This window comes from Paraburkholderia phenazinium (assembly GCF_900141745.1).
Taxonomy (GTDB): Bacteria; Pseudomonadota; Gammaproteobacteria; order Burkholderiales; family Burkholderiaceae; genus Paraburkholderia; species Paraburkholderia phenazinium_B.
In genome coordinates this window covers 1,616,990-1,634,771 of record NZ_FSRM01000002.1, presented here as the reverse complement: position 1 = coordinate 1,634,771, position 17,782 = coordinate 1,616,990, and the positions used below count along the sequence as shown (strand labels likewise).

Annotated in this window: 14 protein-coding genes and 3 pseudogenes; 10 read left to right on the top strand and 7 right to left on the bottom strand. The window is 55.7% G+C overall.

Annotated features, from left to right (window positions below; translation table 11 throughout):
• Window positions 1-881 precede the first annotated feature (881 nt).
• Window positions 882-1,041 (top strand): annotated as a pseudogene (locus tag BUS06_RS38365) (IS3 family transposase); the annotation flags it as partial.
• Between the two features lie 156 nt (window positions 1,042-1,197).
• Here BUS06_RS38365 and BUS06_RS27225 read toward each other — a convergent pair.
• A complete protein-coding gene (locus tag BUS06_RS27225; protein WP_074267492.1) occupies window positions 1,198-1,911 on the bottom strand; it encodes a GntR family transcriptional regulator in 714 nt (237 codons plus the stop codon).
• A gap of 662 nt (window positions 1,912-2,573) precedes the next feature.
• Between BUS06_RS27225 and BUS06_RS27220 the strand changes: the two genes are divergently transcribed.
• Window positions 2,574-2,978 carry an antibiotic biosynthesis monooxygenase family protein gene (locus BUS06_RS27220; protein WP_074267491.1) on the top strand — a complete coding sequence of 135 codons (405 nt, stop codon included), beginning with the start codon at window positions 2,574-2,576 and terminating at the stop codon, window positions 2,976-2,978.
• A gap of 150 nt (window positions 2,979-3,128) precedes the next feature.
• Here BUS06_RS27220 and BUS06_RS27215 read toward each other — a convergent pair.
• From BUS06_RS27215 to BUS06_RS27195, 5 genes and pseudogenes are all read right to left on the bottom strand, one after another.
• Window positions 3,129-3,413, bottom strand: a pseudogene (locus BUS06_RS27215) (IS5 family transposase); the annotation flags it as partial.
• Between the two features lie 196 nt (window positions 3,414-3,609).
• Window positions 3,610-4,665, bottom strand: a complete 1,056-nt coding sequence (locus BUS06_RS27210; protein ID WP_074267489.1) for a porin — start codon at window positions 4,663-4,665, stop codon at window positions 3,610-3,612.
• Window positions 4,666-4,945: 280 nt separating this feature from the next.
• Window positions 4,946-6,244, bottom strand: a complete 1,299-nt coding sequence (locus tag BUS06_RS27205; protein ID WP_074267488.1) for an MFS transporter — start codon at window positions 6,242-6,244, stop codon at window positions 4,946-4,948.
• A 91-nt stretch (window positions 6,245-6,335) separates the two neighbouring features.
• Window positions 6,336-6,800 (bottom strand): cupin domain-containing protein, encoded by a 465-nt coding sequence (locus BUS06_RS27200; protein ID WP_217272835.1) that lies wholly within the window; start codon window positions 6,798-6,800, stop codon window positions 6,336-6,338.
• A 108-nt stretch (window positions 6,801-6,908) separates the two neighbouring features.
• On the bottom strand, window positions 6,909-7,685 hold the full coding sequence (locus BUS06_RS27195; RefSeq protein ID WP_253190080.1) for a fumarylacetoacetate hydrolase family protein: 777 nt from the start codon (window positions 7,683-7,685) through the stop codon (window positions 6,909-6,911).
• Between the two features lie 161 nt (window positions 7,686-7,846).
• Here BUS06_RS27195 and BUS06_RS27190 point away from each other — a divergent pair, with 161 nt between their 5' ends.
• Together BUS06_RS27190 and BUS06_RS27185 are read left to right on the top strand one after the other, a co-directional pair.
• On the top strand, window positions 7,847-8,122 hold the full coding sequence (locus BUS06_RS27190; RefSeq protein ID WP_074267485.1) for a hypothetical protein: 276 nt from the start codon (window positions 7,847-7,849) through the stop codon (window positions 8,120-8,122).
• A 63-nt stretch (window positions 8,123-8,185) separates the two neighbouring features.
• The gene (locus BUS06_RS27185) at window positions 8,186-8,503 is read left to right on the top strand and encodes a hypothetical protein (RefSeq protein WP_074267484.1); all 318 of its coding nucleotides are present in this window, start codon (window positions 8,186-8,188) and stop codon (window positions 8,501-8,503) included.
• 151 nt (window positions 8,504-8,654) lie between these two features.
• On the opposite strand, the gene BUS06_RS27180 is transcribed toward BUS06_RS27185, so the two are convergent.
• Entirely contained in the window at window positions 8,655-9,119 is a 465-nt protein-coding gene (locus BUS06_RS27180; RefSeq protein WP_074267483.1) for a (2Fe-2S)-binding protein, read from the bottom strand.
• Between the two features lie 417 nt (window positions 9,120-9,536).
• Between BUS06_RS27180 and BUS06_RS27175 the strand changes: the two genes are divergently transcribed.
• From BUS06_RS27175 to BUS06_RS27150, 6 genes and pseudogenes are all read left to right on the top strand, one after another.
• Window positions 9,537-11,798 carry a xanthine dehydrogenase family protein molybdopterin-binding subunit gene (locus BUS06_RS27175; RefSeq protein ID WP_083611621.1) on the top strand — a complete coding sequence of 754 codons (2,262 nt, stop codon included), beginning with the start codon at window positions 9,537-9,539 and terminating at the stop codon, window positions 11,796-11,798.
• Window positions 11,799-11,838: 40 nt separating this feature from the next.
• Complete coding sequence (locus tag BUS06_RS27170) at window positions 11,839-13,152, top strand: c-type cytochrome (RefSeq protein ID WP_074267482.1); 1,314 nt, start codon at window positions 11,839-11,841, stop codon at window positions 13,150-13,152.
• Window positions 13,153-13,226: 74 nt separating this feature from the next.
• The gene (locus tag BUS06_RS27165) at window positions 13,227-14,510 is read left to right on the top strand and encodes an alpha/beta hydrolase (protein ID WP_083611620.1); all 1,284 of its coding nucleotides are present in this window, start codon (window positions 13,227-13,229) and stop codon (window positions 14,508-14,510) included.
• 64 nt (window positions 14,511-14,574) lie between these two features.
• A pseudogene (locus tag BUS06_RS27160) lies at window positions 14,575-15,182 on the top strand (IS5 family transposase); the annotation flags it as partial.
• Window positions 15,183-15,261: 79 nt separating this feature from the next.
• Window positions 15,262-15,999: a gluconate 2-dehydrogenase subunit 3 family protein gene (locus BUS06_RS27155; RefSeq protein WP_074267480.1), complete on the top strand. Its 738-nt coding sequence runs from the start codon at window positions 15,262-15,264 to the stop codon at window positions 15,997-15,999.
• A gap of 1 nt (window position 16,000) precedes the next feature.
• Window positions 16,001-17,782, top strand: coding sequence for a GMC family oxidoreductase (locus tag BUS06_RS27150; RefSeq protein ID WP_074267479.1), 1,782 nt, complete (start codon window positions 16,001-16,003; stop codon window positions 17,780-17,782).

The following is a 17,782-nucleotide window of genomic DNA, read 5'->3' as shown; positions in this document are numbered from 1 at the left end:
CGGATCGAGCCGGCGGACATCGCGGAGGTGTCCCCCGTAAGCGTATGCCCAACGCCGCCAATGACATCATTGGCAACGCTACCGACTGGCTGTCCGGAAATGTCGGTCGAAGTCAATGTAGCCTGCAGCACTCCCGGTGATCCACCAAGGCCGAACATGAAACCGTTCACGCTTTGTGCCGCTAACTGCATGTCGTTGCCTGGATACAGCGTTCTGAAGGCCGCGGAACTCGTCACCAACGACATCTGTGTCAAGGTTGCGACGTACTGACCAATAGCCGCGCTGGTCTGTTCGTTGAATACCGTTCTGCTAACACTGGCGAGGGACAGTTAACTTCGCTAAAGCGCCCGAGAATAGCCGTTGCAGCTACACAGTGTTGCTCGAGGACAGCCTCTGGTTCGCACTCCTTGTGAGTCTGGAGACGGACCGGTCACCAGCCAATGACGACGCTTTCGTCGCCTTCACGCAAGCCCTCCAGACAAGCACTACTTAATATCTCATCAACCGGGGTAAGCGACGACGCGAACTCTCGCGATACAGTTTCCCCGAAAGCCGCCGTCGGCATTTCAAACGCTTGACCGCTTTCCCACGCGGGCTGTTCCCCCCGGCGACTCGGTGTGTAGGTTGTACCGGGTCTTACCCACGGCATGACGGTCGCGGCCAAGGAGGCGGCTGTGTTGCGCGAGGTGCTCAAGGCGCACGCTTCGAATTACGACCCACTCGACGGCGTCATCGTGGATACAAGGTGTCCATCATGCTTGAAGAATTGGGCGTACCTTACGATCTCGCCGCAAGCGTCGAACCTTATAATGCGCTAAACCTTTGACCTGCGAGATGTCGATCAAAACCTGCTTGCGCGCAGACGGAAAATGAGGTCATCAAACGAATGCTCTCCCGATAATGCGGCCTGCGAAGGTCTCTTTGGTCTGCTCAAGACGCAACTGTTCTATCCTCGTGACTGACGGCTACGACCGTTGATCAATTCATCGAAGGTAGTTGGCTCTTATCCAGTAGTACGACGCAAAGTGTATCGAGATCTAACTCGGTTCTCTCAGCCCACTTGAATACCGCGAGAGTCTTGAAATCACGGCGTAAGCCACTCCAGGATTTTAGCCGTCCTGCGTCACGATTCCTTGCAAATCAACAAGTTACGCTCTGCTTGGGCAGGAGCAACCGAGACACCGGCCAGCCGATGGATTAGCTATTTTCGCGAACGATTTGAGCCGTCAGCAAAACGTGTTGCTGGATAAGGCGAACAGCCTCTTCAACGTTTCTCGCGAGCGCCGCGTCCACCATGAGCTTGTGTTCATTTTCGCGCGGCAATACCACGGCATGCCGTGACAAATTACGGTATCGTTCGGCGTGGTCGAAAAGATGCATGCACGCGTCGATCATCCATTCTGACCCACATCCGGAAAACAGCGCCTTGTGAAATTCGCGGTGGGGACGGTCATATAGCGGGTTTACGACTCGAGGGTTCTCTGAACTATACCGATGGACTTTGGAAAGTCGATGATAGCTGAGAAGGACGCGCTCTTCCCATTCGTCGTCACCCCGCAGCACGGCTTCGCGCATGGCAACTTCCGATGTCCAGGCTCGCGCCTGCGCCAGATCCATAAGGCTTTTGGTACTGACGGGTGCTACCGCGAACCCCTTCTGATTTGAATAAACCACCAGCGCTTCGGCTGCCAGTCGACTAAGCGCCTCGCGGATAGGAATGGGGCCGCAGCCATATCGCTTGCTGATATCGTTCAGGCGCAGCTTGAATCCGGGAGGCAGTCCACAGGAAATAATGTCCACGCGAAGCCGCTCATATATGGCTCCAGCGGCGGTCTGCAGACCGAGACTTCCCGGTGTCCTAGCTTCGGCGTCGGCATTTTTGGAGCGATGGTTTTCGACAACTTCCTTCATATGTAACGTAGAACCCAGCGAGCGTCAGCTGACTATTTTTACACAGCAGCTCTTTATATACAAATTGATTTGTGAAGTCAGATATATATACTTTGTGGCGCAAGCTGTTTCCAAGAACCATGTAGAAACCGGACGGCCTGTTGGTCCCCATCGTCCCGAGTCGCTCGGACCAGAAAACTGCGACCTGGGGGCTAGTTCGGCGTAGCTGACGGCGAAAGCGTGAAGACTAAAGATCATCGCCTCCGTCGAGTCGCCCATGGGCTACCTGGTCAGCAAGTGCGTTGTAAGGAAACGGCAGATGTGCTGGATACGGTGTAGTACGTGCCAGCTACTTCAAACTCTCGTGCAGGTTCTGAACGGTGACTTGCTCGACATGTTCGAACGATGGTTTGCGAGGAACACGGCACCGGCGCAGGCGAACCCGAGGGAGGTCGCATAAAACTCCCCCTACGTCCTCCTGCTCTCCCAACAAGGGCGCCTGTAGTGGCCGTTCCTGACGAGGAGATTGAAGGAAAGAGTTAGAGGCGAATCGGGACTGCTGATCGACCACGTAAGGAGCACCGGGTCGAACAAGTCCAACATTCCATTTGCGAAAAAAGCGGATAAAGCGAAGCCTGTAGGCCCATGTTGAGAGTTCACTATCGCCTGTTGAAAAACTGATCATGACTACAATCTCTAAACATAACCAGCTTATTACGTTGATCAACGTATTCACCGTCGAGCCGTCCCGGCAACAGGAACTCCTCGATTTGCTTGACCGTGCAACCCAGATCGTGCGCCTGGAGCCCGGATTCATCTCATCAAGCCTTCACCGGGGCATAGATGGCAACAAGGTCACCATGTACGCGCAGTGGCGAAGTGTTGAGGCCTATCGGGCGATGCGTGAGAATCCCACCCCTTTAAGCTACTTTGAGCAGGCAGCAGCATTCACGGAATTCGAGACCGCAGTGTACGAGGTCGTCGAAACATATTCCCCCCAGCCGGAGAGGCGTAGGGCGATCGGCGCACGAACGTGGGTAGAGAGAAGCTTCGTCGCCATAGCGTGTAGAAGTGACTTACAGAAATAGGCCCAATGCCCCTTCGGGGACGCGCGAAGCGGACCGGGGCGAAACTCGTTGTCGTCCGCGGGGGCCAGCTGACGAGCTTTGTTCTCATTTATTTGTCGCTGTGGTAAGTCTGCGATAAGTGCACCCCGTCACCGCACCGCGTTCGCACTACTGCTCCTGCGCCACGCGCAACACCGAGTGCGGATCGTTCACCATCTCCTCGAAACAGTCGGCAGTCAACCAGCGTTGCGTCTTCTGATAGACCCGTTCCCACGGCGCAAAGCTGATAGACAGCATTTGCGCGCCGGCTCGCACCCTCCAGCGCAGCGCGTCGAACACCACGCACAATTCGTATCGGCGTGGCGGCGCGTCTTCGTTCATCTGTGTCGGGCACGGAGCAACAAAACTCCATTTCTCATTCGAAACATGCGTTGGGTATCGCTTGCGACCTGGCATCCCGCCAGGTTACCAGGTCTGGCCAAGAATGTTCAACCCGCTTCAGGTATCCCGGTGTAAGGGCCGAGATGGCCTGCGCCTCTGCATTAACGCCGAAAGCAGGCGTATACGACCATACGTAACTCGTATCGCTGAACCGTGTGAGGTTCGCATAGCCGATATTGTTCAGCAGTGGCGCCCATCCGCCGCCGAGCCACTAAAAAAAGTGACGCATCCCGATATTTACACCGTACGTAGTCCCCGGTATTTCGGTAAGAATATCTTTGTACGTCAACGACAGGCCGGTGTCCATTGCTCCGTGGTTGTCGACACGTCCGAATTGCAAATAGACGGACGTGCGTCTCGAGAGGAAGTAGGTTGTACCCACCGCTGCCAATAGTGAGTGATTGGCGGTATCGTTGCGGTCACTAGTTACCCAAACGCCGCCGTTCAATTCAAGATCCGATCGGGCAAAGTAATCGACTCCCCCACCATAAACGTTCGAGTTAAATGCACCGGCCACCTTGTAATTGGTGAACGACACCTTGGTGGTCAGTGCCCCAAACCTGTACGCTACGCCTAGCATGCGACCCGTGAATTCTATATCGGTGGGAATAGGCGTGACCGCACCACCTGCATTGCTATCGTAGATCGCGGCGTCAACCATGAACGAGCCGTTGTCATATTTGAGGCCGCCCGACCACTGCCGTCCCGCTGAAAAATCACCGGCGACGCCGCCCGGAGCAAACATCACAGTGCCTGTGAGGCCAGCCAGGTTTGGGGTGGTGTACAACACAGCATTAGAGCTGATCATGCTTGTAAAGCGGACGTTGTTGTCATACGGCAAAATGGAGCTGCCAAACGTCGAGTGCCGTGGATCCAGATCGACCGCGGCTTGAAAGAATGGCGAGTGTTGTACGCCGAGCCTGATTTTGCCGAAATTGCCCTCGAGTCCGATCCATGCCTGGCGCCCCAGGAAATAGCCGTTCGAACTGACAATGCCTCCAGTGACCGTGCTGATCCCGCTTTCAAGATCAAATTCGGCCTTCATGCCGCCACCAAGATCCTCGCTCCCTCTCAGTCCGAAAACCGAAGGACCGAGGCCTCCATTATCAATCGCGAACGTAGGGCCGGCATTTTTCCCTGTCGAACCTGGGGTCCTGTTTGCATACAGGAACCCTGCGTCGAGCATGCCATAGAGCGTGACGCTACTTTGCGCGTGCGCGACACCAATTGGCACAAGAATCGCATTGACCACAACACACTTCCACATCGAGCGAAAAGATGATCTCACCCTGTCTCCTGCATAGTTAGTACTATTAATTTATTAAATTTATATTTTTTTCATTGCACTCAACACTTCATTCGGGCAAGTCGCTGCGCCGGTTAAGTTCATGCCGATCTGGTATGGCGGTCGCTTGATACGGGTAAGAACATCGTCATTTTCGTAACGCTTTACGCCGCTATGCTGCCTGGCCGGCGAACGTACGCCTGTAGCTCAGGTGCAGGCTGCCGGCGCCAGCAGGAGCACCTCCCCAACCTGTTCGGAAGAATCAGGCTTTCCGGATTCGAAGCATGACAAGGGCGCCCATGAAGGACGCGATTGCGAGCAGAAATAACCCATACTCTGGCCGCCCGCTTATCTCGCGCAGCCAGCCAATGCCAAAAGGGAAAACGTATCCACCCGCATTTCCTATCATCGAAATCATGCCGATACCGGCGGCGGCAGCCGTGCCCGACAGGATGCTCCCAGGCACGACGAACAGCACCGCATTCGCGCTGATCAAGCCAGCCGCAGCAAGCGTCAGACCGATCAGCGACAGCACCGGAATATGTGCAAACGCGCCGCTGAGCAGGAGGCCACTCGATCCGATTATGGCCGTGCAGGCTACGTGCCATCGTCGCTCGTTTACGCGGTCTGAATGCCGGCCGACAAAGATCATCGTCAACGCCGCGAAACCGAATGGGATGGCAGTTATCAGACCTGTGTGGAGCAAGCTGGCAACTCCGAGTTCGCGAATAATTTGCGGCAACCAGAAAGCAAGTCCGTAGATGCCGCCGATCTGAGTAAAATTCACGCAAGCCAGAGCCCAAACATCTAGATCCCTAAAGGCGTGCCCAAGTTTGTGGCCCATGCCAAGAGCATCCCGCGCAGCGCGCTCCTGAACTAGTGTGTCGATGACACGTTCTCGTTCGTTAGCCGTCAGCCATCGCGCTTTCGCCGGACCGTCATCAAGAAAGAAAATCGTTGCGATGCCAGCCATGACAGCTGGGATTCCCTCGATCAGAAACAACCATTGCCAGCCATGCAGGCCACCCTGTCTGTCTAATGTCTGCATCAACCATCCGGAGAAAGGACCTCCGATTACGCCAGCGAGTGCGATGCCCAGGAGAAAATAACTGATCGCCTGAGAGCGCTGACGAGTGGGAAACCAATATGTCAGGTACAGAATGATCCCTGGGAAAAAGCCTGCCTCCGCAACGCCAAGCAACACTCGCATCACATAAAATTCCACTGGCGATGTAACGAACATCATGCCTGCGGACACCAGCCCCCAGAGGAGCATGATTCGTGCAATCCATATTCGCGCGCCCACACGCGCGAGAATAAGATTGCTCGGGATTTCACAGATACAGTAAGCGACAAAGAAAACGCCAGCGCCAAAACCGTAGGCAGCATCGCTTAGTCCAATGTCGGAGGCCATACGCAGTTTTGCAAAACCGATGTTGACCCGATCCAGAAACGAGATCACGTATAGCAGGATCATGAATGGCAGTAACCGGCTGGCTATCTTGTTATATAGTCGCCACTCTGATTCATCGCCGAACCCTGCACGCGCTAAAAGATTCACTGTCTCCTCCACTGCTTCTTATAATCGCGTGCGCAAGCACGCGCTGACTTTGCACGCCGCGAGCGGCGCCAAGAGTCACAGGATCATGCTGTCATCCAATGGCATTGAGCGATTTCGCGCCGACGCTGTACGGCTCGGCATCAATCAGTACAAAAGCGATCACGCACGGCTCGGTACCCCGGTTTATCCAATCGTGAATCGTGCCGCGTTGAACCAGCACATCGCCGGCCTTCAGGTGAACCTCGACGCCATCCACATCCATATCGATCTCTCCAGATATCACCACGGCGTAGTCGATCGAGTCCGTACGATGGTTTCGCGGTTTGACACCCGGTGCATATTCGATGACGCGGAACACCGTACCGTTGGAATGACTGGTTGCTACCTTGCGTTTGGCACCGTCGAAGTCGTCGTTGTTATCGATCGGGAAGCCTTCGGTAGTCCAGATGACGGTAGCCTGTGCCCCTTCGCGCAACGAAGCGACATTTTTCACAAGCTCGTCGATGGCGACAACTGCTTTTCCGTTGGCATCGTGACCGGTCACAACGCGGCGCACAGAGAGTGTCATAGCTGCTCTTCTCGTATATTAGGTAAGGTGATTTTCACATTCGCGACTGCAACGACGATGGGGCACACGTGTTGTGGGCGACCAGATCGTGGACCGTCAAGCGGCGGTGGCGATGAGATTACGCAACAGCCCCAGCCCCGCAACCTCTGTTTCCAGAACATCTCCAGGCTTCATAAATTCCGGAGGCGTACGGGCATGTCCCACGCCCGGTGGCGTACCGGTAGCAATCACATCGCCCGGTTCAAGCGTAAGTCCATGAGATAGCTCCGCAATGATCCTCGGAATCTTGAAGTACATGTGACGTGTGTTCGACGTCTGCTTGCTCTCACCGTTCACTCGACTGGAGAGATCGAGACTCTCAGGATCGATCTCATCTGCGCTGGTAATCCAGGGGCCCATGGGGCAGGTTCCATCGATGCTCTTTCCCTTGAACCATTGCTGCCCATGCCGACGTTGAACGTCGCGCCACGTCACGTCATTGAGTACCGTATAGCCGAAGACATACTCCATCGCGTTAGCTTCCGGGATGTCGCGGCCCGCGCGACCAACGACTACAGCGAGCTCGACTTCCCAGTCCAACTGGGCCGACAAACCGCCGAAGAAGGGTATCGGGTCAAACGGCCCAATCACCGTTGTCGGAGCCTTGGTAAAAAATGTCGGAAACGCAGGCATTTCTTTCACGTGCGGACGGATCTTTGCGCCTTCCTCGAAATGATCCTGGTAGTTCCAGCCGACACAAAAGATGTTCTTACGAGGCCGTGGAATAGGCGCGTTCACCTGCACGTCGGCAAGCAAAAAATCCGTCGAGGCATGGTTGACAATAGTCCGGATCACATCCAATCCTGGTTGACCCGCTGAGATGACCGAAATCATGTCCCTCGAGTCGAAAGGCGTCTCGAGACCCAATTCAGCGGCCGACCTTCCGATGTCGACCACGCGCCTGTCGGCGTCTCGTAGTGCTCCGACGCGGCTCGCCTGGTCTCCGGTGGTCGCAAAAGTAAGGAGTCGCATTGATATCTCTGTAAAAGTAAAATTTGAACCTATTTAGCTATGATACATATTTTTTCAACAAATCATATATTTTTTTGGTCGGCACATTGCCTGCATGTCGGAAAACGGTCACCTTGATGCCAGACCATGCGGCGACAATCGCCGACATGAGGCACATCCGGTTTCCGCCTGATACGATCAGCCGCGCGGTGCGGCCGTACTACCGCTTGCTGCCGAGCCTGCACATGGTCGAAGAACTGCTGGCCGCGCGGCATCCCACCCATGTACGAGACCAAGCGAAGTCGGTCGGTAAAGTTTGACCTGGACATTGCTCGACGTATCCGGCCCGCCGCACCGACACGAGGAGACGAAGTGGCACCTGGATGGAAGTCGTCACGATCAATGTCAGGAGGCACCGGTTGTGGCGCACGGTGGACCTGCATGGCGCCATGTTCGACGTGCTGATGCCGAGGTGGAGCGACCAACTCGGCCAGGCGCCTTATGCGCGAGCTGCTCAGGAAGCACGGGCGCACATCGCGGGTGTTGATCCCGCTTCAGATCAACGCGTCGCCAGCAACGTTTTCGCTTCGGTGCATGATCAGGTCACCAACCTCTTTCGGCATTGCATTGCCATTACCACACCGACGCAAAGCAAAAGCAGACGCTCCGAGGCGAGGTCTTCGAGGCGAAGGAAAGCTTGACGGGAGCGCCGATGCTGGGGCAATTGGCTCATTAAATAGGCATCCTCAAGCGCGGCGTGCCAAGGGCGTGCCGTTCGACAACTTGACACCACCTCTCTGCCTCATCGACAAAAATCGCGGTCAATCCGATGGAGCGCCCCTGAGAGGCTAGCTAGGATTTGCGCAGTGCGGCCGCGGCTGCGTGAATAGCCTCTCGAATCTGAATGTAGGTTCCACAACGACAAATGTTGCCGTTCATCGCATGGTCGATATCCTGATCAGAAGGTCGGGTGTTTTTCATTAGCAATGCCATCGCGCTCATCATTTGTCCCGACTGGCAGTATCCGCATTGCGGTACTTCATGCTCGAGCCATGCCTTCTGAATTTCCCTGCCGATAACGCTCGCGCCCATCGCCTCCACCGTTGTGATCTCGTTGTCCTCAACTGCCGAAACGGGAATGCAGCAGGAACGAACTGCCTCTCCGTTCAGATGTATGGTGCAAGCTCCGCATAACCCAAGTCCGCAGCCAAAACGCGTTCCCGTCATGTCGAGCTCGTCACGAAGCACCCAAAGAACCGGGGTTTCAGGCGAGGCCGTTACCGGTTGTGTTCGTCCGTTGATCCTAAGCTTGTGCATAAAATTTTTGCCACGCTATCTGGTGAAAACGACGGGATGGTTGAATGCTCAGCTTCAAACCCGTGGAACCGACGATGCGCAAACACGGTTTGCGAACAGTCGATCAGTCAAGCACTCATTCAGGCTAAGACGTAGCCTGCTCCTTCTCCTTAGCCCATCCATCCGACTCGTCGCAAGGAACCTGCGACTGCGACTTCGTTTCATGCGCCTACAAACCGCAACTGAACGGTGTTGCGAGCCAATCGGACCAGAACGGCAGGGCGCAAAGCTCCTTGTGGGCGGAGTCCTTCTCTCGTGACCAGCGGAACATCAGAGCTACCGCGCGCGTCGCGTTTACAGCAATCTTAGGCCAATAATATATATTTTTCAATAAAACAAAATTTGATATATGATTCGTACATTGCGCGGGGGAACTTGATGGAGTTCGAATGGCGGCCGGGCAGAGTGGCGAAGTTGTGCAGCGACATGAGGGAAGCCGGCAAAGGGACCGATATGAACAACAAGGGCGAAGGTATTTCGCGGCGGGGCTTTATCTTTGGAATCAGTGCTGCGGTTGGCGGTCTTGTCCTTACAGGCTTGCCTTCGCTCGCGGAGAGTACAGGGGTGGTGCAATCGCCATTGCTCACAAATGCCCCTGGCTCAGAGGTAGGGATCTGGGTTGTGATAGACGGCGAGACCACGACGATTCGTGTTGCGCGATCGGAGATGGGTCAAGGGAATTTCACGGCGTTACCGATGCTGGTAGCTGAAGAACTCGACTGTGACTGGAGTCATGTGACGGCCGAATATGTGTTGCCCGAAGCAAACCTTGCGCATGGTCACGCATGGGGCGACATGATGACTGCATCAAGCGCGTCCATCCGTATGTCTCACCTCTATCTGCGTAAGGCGGGTGCTCAGGCGCGTCATATGTTAGTGGACGAAGCCGCGGCGCGTTGGAAAGTCAGCGCGTTGGAGTGCACGGCACGCGACAGTGTCGTAACTCACGCTGCTAGTGGGCGTTCATTGACCTACGGGGAACTCGCGGAAAACGCAGCGCGGCGTCCTGTTCCACAAGAAGTGACGCTAAAAGACCCGAACCTATGGCGACTGATCGGGACACCGGTGAAACGGCTGGACCTCGAAGACAAAGTATTGGCGAAACCGATCTTCGCGACCGACGTGCGTCTTCCCGACATGCTTTACGCAACGGTTACGGCATGCCCAACTCTCGGCGGACGACTCAAAGATTTCGACGCGTCAAAGACGTTGGTCATGCCTGGCGTACGTCATGTGGTGCCGGTTGGGGATACAGCCGTCGCCATAGTCGCCGACTCGTGGTGGCAGGCCCACCATGCGCTTGATACGTTGTTGGTCCGATGGGACGCTGGCCCTGCTGCGGCGCTATCCAACGAATCCATCCGTGAGATTTTCCTGAAGGGTCTTGACGATCCGCATCCTGCAGTTGCCCAAAGGATCGGCAACGTGGACGAGGTCCTCGCAAATGCTACCAATGTAATACACGCCGATTATGAGGTTCCATATCTCGCACACACCACGATGGAGCCCCAAACCTGCACTGCTCACGTAACTCCCGAATTCGCCGAAGTTTGGGCGCCTACCCAGAATGGCGATGGGACGCTGCAAGTCGTAGCACACACACTCAAGATTGATCCGTCCCGCGTCAAGATTCACAAATGCCATCTTGGCGGCGGATTCGGGCGCCGCGGAGTATCTCAAGATTGGGCTCAACAGGCAGTCTTGATTGCCAGGGCTGTAGGTAAACCGGTGAAAATGCTATGGACCCGGGAAGAAGATGTCAGGCATGACTACTACCGCCCCATGTCCATTGCCCGACATGTAGCAGGATTCGACAGGAATGGAAAACTTCTCGCATGGAAAGTGCGGCTGTCGTGTACGTCTATTCTGGCCAACCTTATGCCCTCTCGGCTGAGGCATGGACAGGACTTCGACATGATGGGGGCATTTCTACCGGGTGACATGAGCTACCACATCCCCAATTTTGAAGTCGGCTACGCAATGCGGCAGTTGCCGATCCCAGTGGGCTTTTGGCGAGGTGTCAATCATAGTCAGAACGGATTTTTTAGAGAGTCCTTCGTTGATGAGATGGCGCATGCAAGTGGCCAGGATCCCTACGCTTTCCGGCGTGAGTTACTCGCGCATAGCCCGCGCTCGCTTGCCGTTGTGGATGAGGTAGCGACTCGCGCTCAGTGGGGGCACACTAAAGCCGGCACATACCAGGGAATGGCACTCGTCGAATGCTACGACTCAGTCTGCGCTCACGTCGTCGACCTATCGATCGATGACGAAGGACGGGTGAAAGTACATCGCGTCGTATGTGCGCTTGATTGCGGATATGTCGTGAACCCAAGCATCGTCAAAAAGCAACTACAGGGCGCCGTCGCATATGCGCTTAGTGCTGTGCTTTGGGGTCAGGTAACGATCAAAAATGGCGAGGTACAGCAGTCTAACTTCCACGACTATCCGGCGCTTCGGATCAGCGAGATGCCCGTGGTCGAAACCTATCTCATCCCAAGTGGCAACAAGTACATTGATCGCTGGGGAGGTGTTGGCGAGCCGGGTACGCCACCCGTCGCACCTGCCGTCGTTAATGCGATTTTCGCCGCAACCGGTAAGCGTATTCGACTGTTGCCGCTTGCCGGCCAAAAGCTGGTGTAGACGCTGCTCTCCTGGCTTCCTTTCGAAGCGAAATTCATCGATGAAGACTGCAATCTCAAGCAACCCGACGCGCATACGTAGATGGTTCGCGCTTGCGTCAATCCTGGCGATGGTGCTAACGGCAAGTCTACCAAGCCGGGCGGCTACGCCTGCGGATCGTTTGGTCGCTCGGGGCGGCTATCTGGCAAAAATCGGCGATTGCGCAGCATGCCACACGGTTCGAGGCGGTGCGGATTTTGTCGGCGGGCTGCCCATGCAAATGCCCGTCGGCACGATCTACACGACCAATATCACGCCCGACCCCGACACGGGAATCGGCCGATACACGCGGGACGATTTCGAGCGTGCGTTACGACACGGAGTCGCTAGAGATCATAACTTGTATCCGGCAATGCCGTATCCATCCTTTTCCAAGATCAGCGATGAGGATGTGGACGCGCTGTATGCCTATTTTATGAAGGGTGTGAAACCCATAAAACAGCGCAATCGACAATCGGATATTCCTTGGCCGCTTGATATGCGCTGGCCACTCAAGCTGTGGAACCTCCTTTTTCTTGACGATACGGTCTATCGGGCAAAGCCGAACAAAGACCCCATCTGGAACCGGGGTGCTTATCTTGTTCAGGGCCTCGCGCATTGCGGCGCTTGTCATACGCCGCGAGGCATGGCGATGCAAGAACTAGCGCTCGACGAGAAGAGTCAGACTTTCCTTTCCGGCGCATCTCTCGACGGATGGTTTGCATCGAATCTGACCGGTGATAACAATGCGGGACTCGGTAGATGGACGGAAAATGATCTGCACATGTTTCTGAAAACTGGAGCGAACGTTCATGCTTCCGCGTATGGTCCAATGACGGATGTCGTCAACAATAGTACTCAGTATTTGTCCGACGAAGACCAAGTCGCGATAGCACGGTATCTCCGTTCGTTGGTTCCGTCACACGCGGGTGACGTCAACGAGAGAGAGCCGTATCGATACGACGGTCAGATAACCTCCACCTTGGTCGCAGGAACGCCGTTACCGAACGGCGCACACGTCTACTTGACCTATTGTGCCAACTGCCACGGGGTTGATGGCCGAGGACGTGCACCCTTCATCGCTCCCCTGGCAGGAAACCCGGATGTGTTGGGCACTAATCCATTGTCGCTTATTAACGTGACGATCAATGGCGCCGCGAATCTTGTAGTCGGCGGCGTGCCCGCGGCCTATCCCATGCCCAGGTTCAGGCTAGGCCTCACGAACCAGGATATCGCCGACGTGTTGAGTTTTGTACGAAGCGGCTGGAATAACCGCGCTCCAGAAATCAAAGCACAGGATGTTGCGAAGGTGAGAGCCAGTACGAGCGGCAAGTGATAGGTGGATACACATTTTTTGAGCAAGCATCAAATACAACTAGATCTACTTTCTTGACGACCAAAGAGGGAATCATGCGCCACCCTGTCGATCACACTTTTTCTTCGAAGACGCGGCAGACTTTGCGGAACGATAGCAACAGAAAACATCGTCGCGTACATGGAGGCGGCACATTAATCGTGGTGTTGACCGCTCTAGCACTGTCGCATAACGCCGTGGCTCAAGAGTCACAGGACAAATGGCAAACGCGTTCCTGGCCTGAGCTTGCCGCCGAAACGCAGGCGCGTGCGGATCGAGGTGCCTATCCTTTGACTGGACTCAAGCCAGATGATGTTCGCGAAGCGCTCTCGCATATCCACTCCCTCGATCGCGACGAATGGGCTTCGGCCTGGATGGCGATTGGCGATCAATACGAACTGCGTGCAAAATCGGAGGAACCGACAGACTCTGGCGCCGCACGTGATGACTATCGGGCAGCATGGCTCAACTATTCGTTCGGTCGTTGGCCCTCCCCTAATTCGCCAGGCAAAGCGCAGTCGTATGCAAAAGCACAGGAAGCTTTCGCCAACTATGGGCGGCTTCTCAATCCACCGATCGAAACGATCAGCATTCCATTCGAAGGCAAGCAGATCGTTGCCTATCTGCAAAAACCGCCCGGTGTCACAAAGCCACCGATTGTCCTTGACCTCGGCGGCATGGATGAATGGAAGGACTCCGTCGCTGACCAGGGGCGCGGATTCCTGCAGGACGGCATTGCCGACGTCGCAGTCGACATGCCCGGCACTGGCGATGCACCTATGGCCCGCCCGGGAGCCGAGAGGGTCTATTCACGTCTGATCGACTATCTACTCACGCGAACCGACGTCGACGGTAGCCGCATCGTCGTACGCGGCACGAGTTGGGGCAGTTATTGGTCCGCGCGGCTCGCATTTGTTGAGGCGAATCGTCTAAAAGGTGCGGTGTATCAGAGTGGTCCGGTGGACAGTTATTTTCAGCGTGCATGGCAAGATAACTCTCTGCACACGAAGGAATACCTGTTTGATTTCGTTGCATCACGCTTATATGTTCTTGGGCAACCCTCGGTAGAAGCGCTCTTGAACTATATGCCGTCGATGTCGCTGAAGGCAGCCGGACTCCTGGGACAGCCGACGTCACCTATGCTTCTGATCGGTGGTGTACAGGACAGCCAAACGCCGTTCACCGATCTAATCGAGCTACTGCAGACCGGGACGCCAAAGGACGCATGGGTCAACCCAGAAGGCCGACACATGGGAGACTCTGGCAGTTGGACGCATAAAGCTATCTTCGACAAGGTTATCCGACCGTGGATACGGGCGCGTTTGATCGTTGGGCAATGATCCATTTCGCGCGTCTCGTGATTCAAAACTGATCAAACTATGGAGCCACCACTTGCCACTAGCGGAGATGCGTTTCGGCAGTGGCATGACGTGTTGGCGTCGACCGCGTGAATGGCAGGACAACGGCGTGTGGGCAGACTCGCATCGGGCGTTCCTTGTACGCCTGCGTGGATATGACGCGATTGACTGGAGTCGTGTGAGCATTTATAGGGCGAGCCGACCGGGCCAAACACGACCGACCGGAGCAAGCTAGGCAGCAAGCGGCATATTGCAGTAGACGCCCAGGGTATCCCGCTGGCCCCGGTGGTCACAGGCGCCAACCGGCACGACTCGACGGTGTTCGAAGCTGTACTCGATGCAATACCGCCCGTGTCGGGCGTGCCTGAGCGACCACGGCGGCGGCCGGACAAGGTCCATGCTGACAAGGGATACGACTATGCGCTCTGCCGGGAATCACTGCAACAACGAGGCATCACGGCACGCATTGCGCGTCGTGGTATCGAGAGCAGCGAAAGGCTCGGCCGTCATCGCTGGGTGGTCGAACGCACACATGCCTGGTTTGCCGGTTTCGGCAAACTGTGCATCCGTTTCGAACGGGCTCTCGATACTCATGTCGCGTTGCTCAATCTGGCTTGTGCTGTCGTCTGCTCAAGGTTGGTTGATCAGTTTTGTTGGCAACTCTTAACCAGATTACCAGAACACCTCATTGCGCCCCCCTCGATCACATGCTCAATCTCTTCGGAGAATCATAATGTCTCAAGAAAAAGAACCGCGCAGACGATTCTTGCGACAGATGTTCGCAATCGTACCGGCATCCGGCCTGGCCACAGGCGTCGCACTAACACAAACGGCCTGTTCCAAACCCCCACAGACGGGGAGTGCCAATGAACTGGGCGCTACCAGTCTCGGACTCTACGAACCAACCTATTTCACGAAAGAGGAATACACGTTCATTGAAGCGGCTGTCGATCACCTCATTCCATCGGATAAATTTGGTGCCGGCGCGCTTGAGTGTGACGTACCGGTCTTCATTGACCGCCAGATGGAAACGCCTTACGGGCACGGCAAGCTCTGGTATATGCAGGGACCGTTTCATCCGGATGAAAGCCCTGACATGGGCTACCAGATGAACCTGAACCCGCGCCAGATTTATCGCCACGGTGTTGCCGAGACCAACACGTACTGCGTGAAGCATCATGACAAGGTGTTTGTCGATTTGTCGAAGGGTCTTCAAGTCGAAGTCCTGAAAGCACTCGACGCCGGCACGCCGCAATTCGAATCTCTTCCCTCCAGGACCTTCTTTTCATATCTGTTGGCAAACACCAAGGAAGCTTATCTGGCCGATCCGATTTACGGTGGCAACAAGAACATGGGCGGTTGGAAAATGATCGGATTCCCGGGTGCCCGTGCGGATTTCATAGACTGGATCGACAAGCCAAACGTGAACTATCCGTACGGCCCGGTCTCGATCTCGGGAATGCGGGGATAACATGGCAATCCAAAAAGACAAGGTAGACGTCGTCCTGATCGGCTTTGGATGGACCGGGGCAATCATGGGAATCGAGTTGACGGCGGCCGGCCTTAACGTGCTGGCGCTCGAGCGCGGGGAGTTCCGCGATACACCGACGGACGCGGAATATCCGAAGGTCGCGGACGAACTGAAGTACTCCACACGCGGCGAGCTATTGCAGCACCTTGCCGACGAAACGGTGACCATTCGTCACGATATGACGAGGACAGCGGTGCCGTATCGTCAGCATGGCGCATTTCTGCTGGGAAATGGTGTCGGCGGTGCCGGCTTTCACTGGAACGGCATGATGTACCGCAACCTGCCGGAAGAACTCGAGATGCGCACGCGCTATACCGAGCGCTATGGCAAGAAATTCATTCCCGACAATATGTTGCTGCAAGATCATGGCGTGACTTACAAGGATCTCGAGCCGTTCTATGACTTTTCGGAAAAAGTCATGGCTGTTTCGGGTAGGGCCGGCAATATCAATGGCAAGCTAACTGGCGCCGAAGAAGGTAATCCGCTGGAGGGTCCACGAACCAACGAATTCCCGACAGCGCCGCTGCAAAAGCAATATAGCGGCATGTTGTTTGAAAAAGCCGCACGGGAAGTGGGTCTGCATCCGTACTCGGCACCGGCAGCGAATGCGTCCGCGCCATACACGAACCCCTATGGTGTGCGCATCGGACCGTGTAACTTTTGTGGTTTCTGCGATGGCTATGGCTGCTACATGTATTCGAAGGCATCGCCACAGACGACGATCATGCCGGTTCTGCTCAAGCGTGAGAACTTCGAGCTTCGGACCGAATCGCAGGTGATCAAGGTCAATATGGACTCCACGGGCACGAAGGCAACCGGGGTGACATATGTCGACCGGCAGGGGCGTGAGGTCGAGCAACCGGCGGACATGGTCATCCTGACAGCCTTTCAGATGCACAACGTGCGTCTGCTGCTGTTGTCCGGCATTGGTAAGCCGTATAACCCGTTGACGGGTGAAGGTGTGGTCGGCAAAAACTTCGCCTACCAGATGAACGGAAGCATTGGCATCCTGATGCCCAAGGGCACACATTTTAACCGCTTCGCGGCCGCGGGCGCAGGCGCTGTCGGCTTGGACGACTTCAATGGCGACCAGTTCGACCACGGGCCGCTCGGCTTCATAGGGGGGGCGAGCATTCGAAGTTTGAGCTCGGGCGGCCGACCGATCGGCCAGGCCCCGACGGTACCGGGGACGCCGTCATGGGGCTCGGGTTGGAAAGAGGGTGTCCAGGATGCATATCAGCGGTATATGAATATCGCGATCGCTGGCTCGGTCATGTCTTACAAGGACGCTTATCTCGATCTGGATCCGACCTATCGCGACAAGTTCGGTAAGCCATTGCTGCGCATGACGTTCGATTGGCATGACAACGAGTATGACATGCTGGGTTTCATGGGCGACCAGATGGAAAAGCTGGCCAATGTGATGGGCGGTGACAGGGTAGTTCGTGGCATCCGCAAGAAGGGAAAGCATTTCGATGTGCGCGAGTATCAAAGCACACACCTGACTGGCGGCGCCATCATGGGTACCAATCCGAAGGACAGCGTGGTCAACACGTATGGCCAAACCTGGGGTGTGTCGAACGTTTTCGTGATGGGCGCCTGTCTGTTTCCGCAGAACATGGGGTACAACCCGACAGGGCTGGTAACGGCAATCGCTTACCGTTCCGTGAAAGCGATCCGCGAACAGTACCTGAAGAACCCCGGCCCGCTGGTGCAGGCTTAG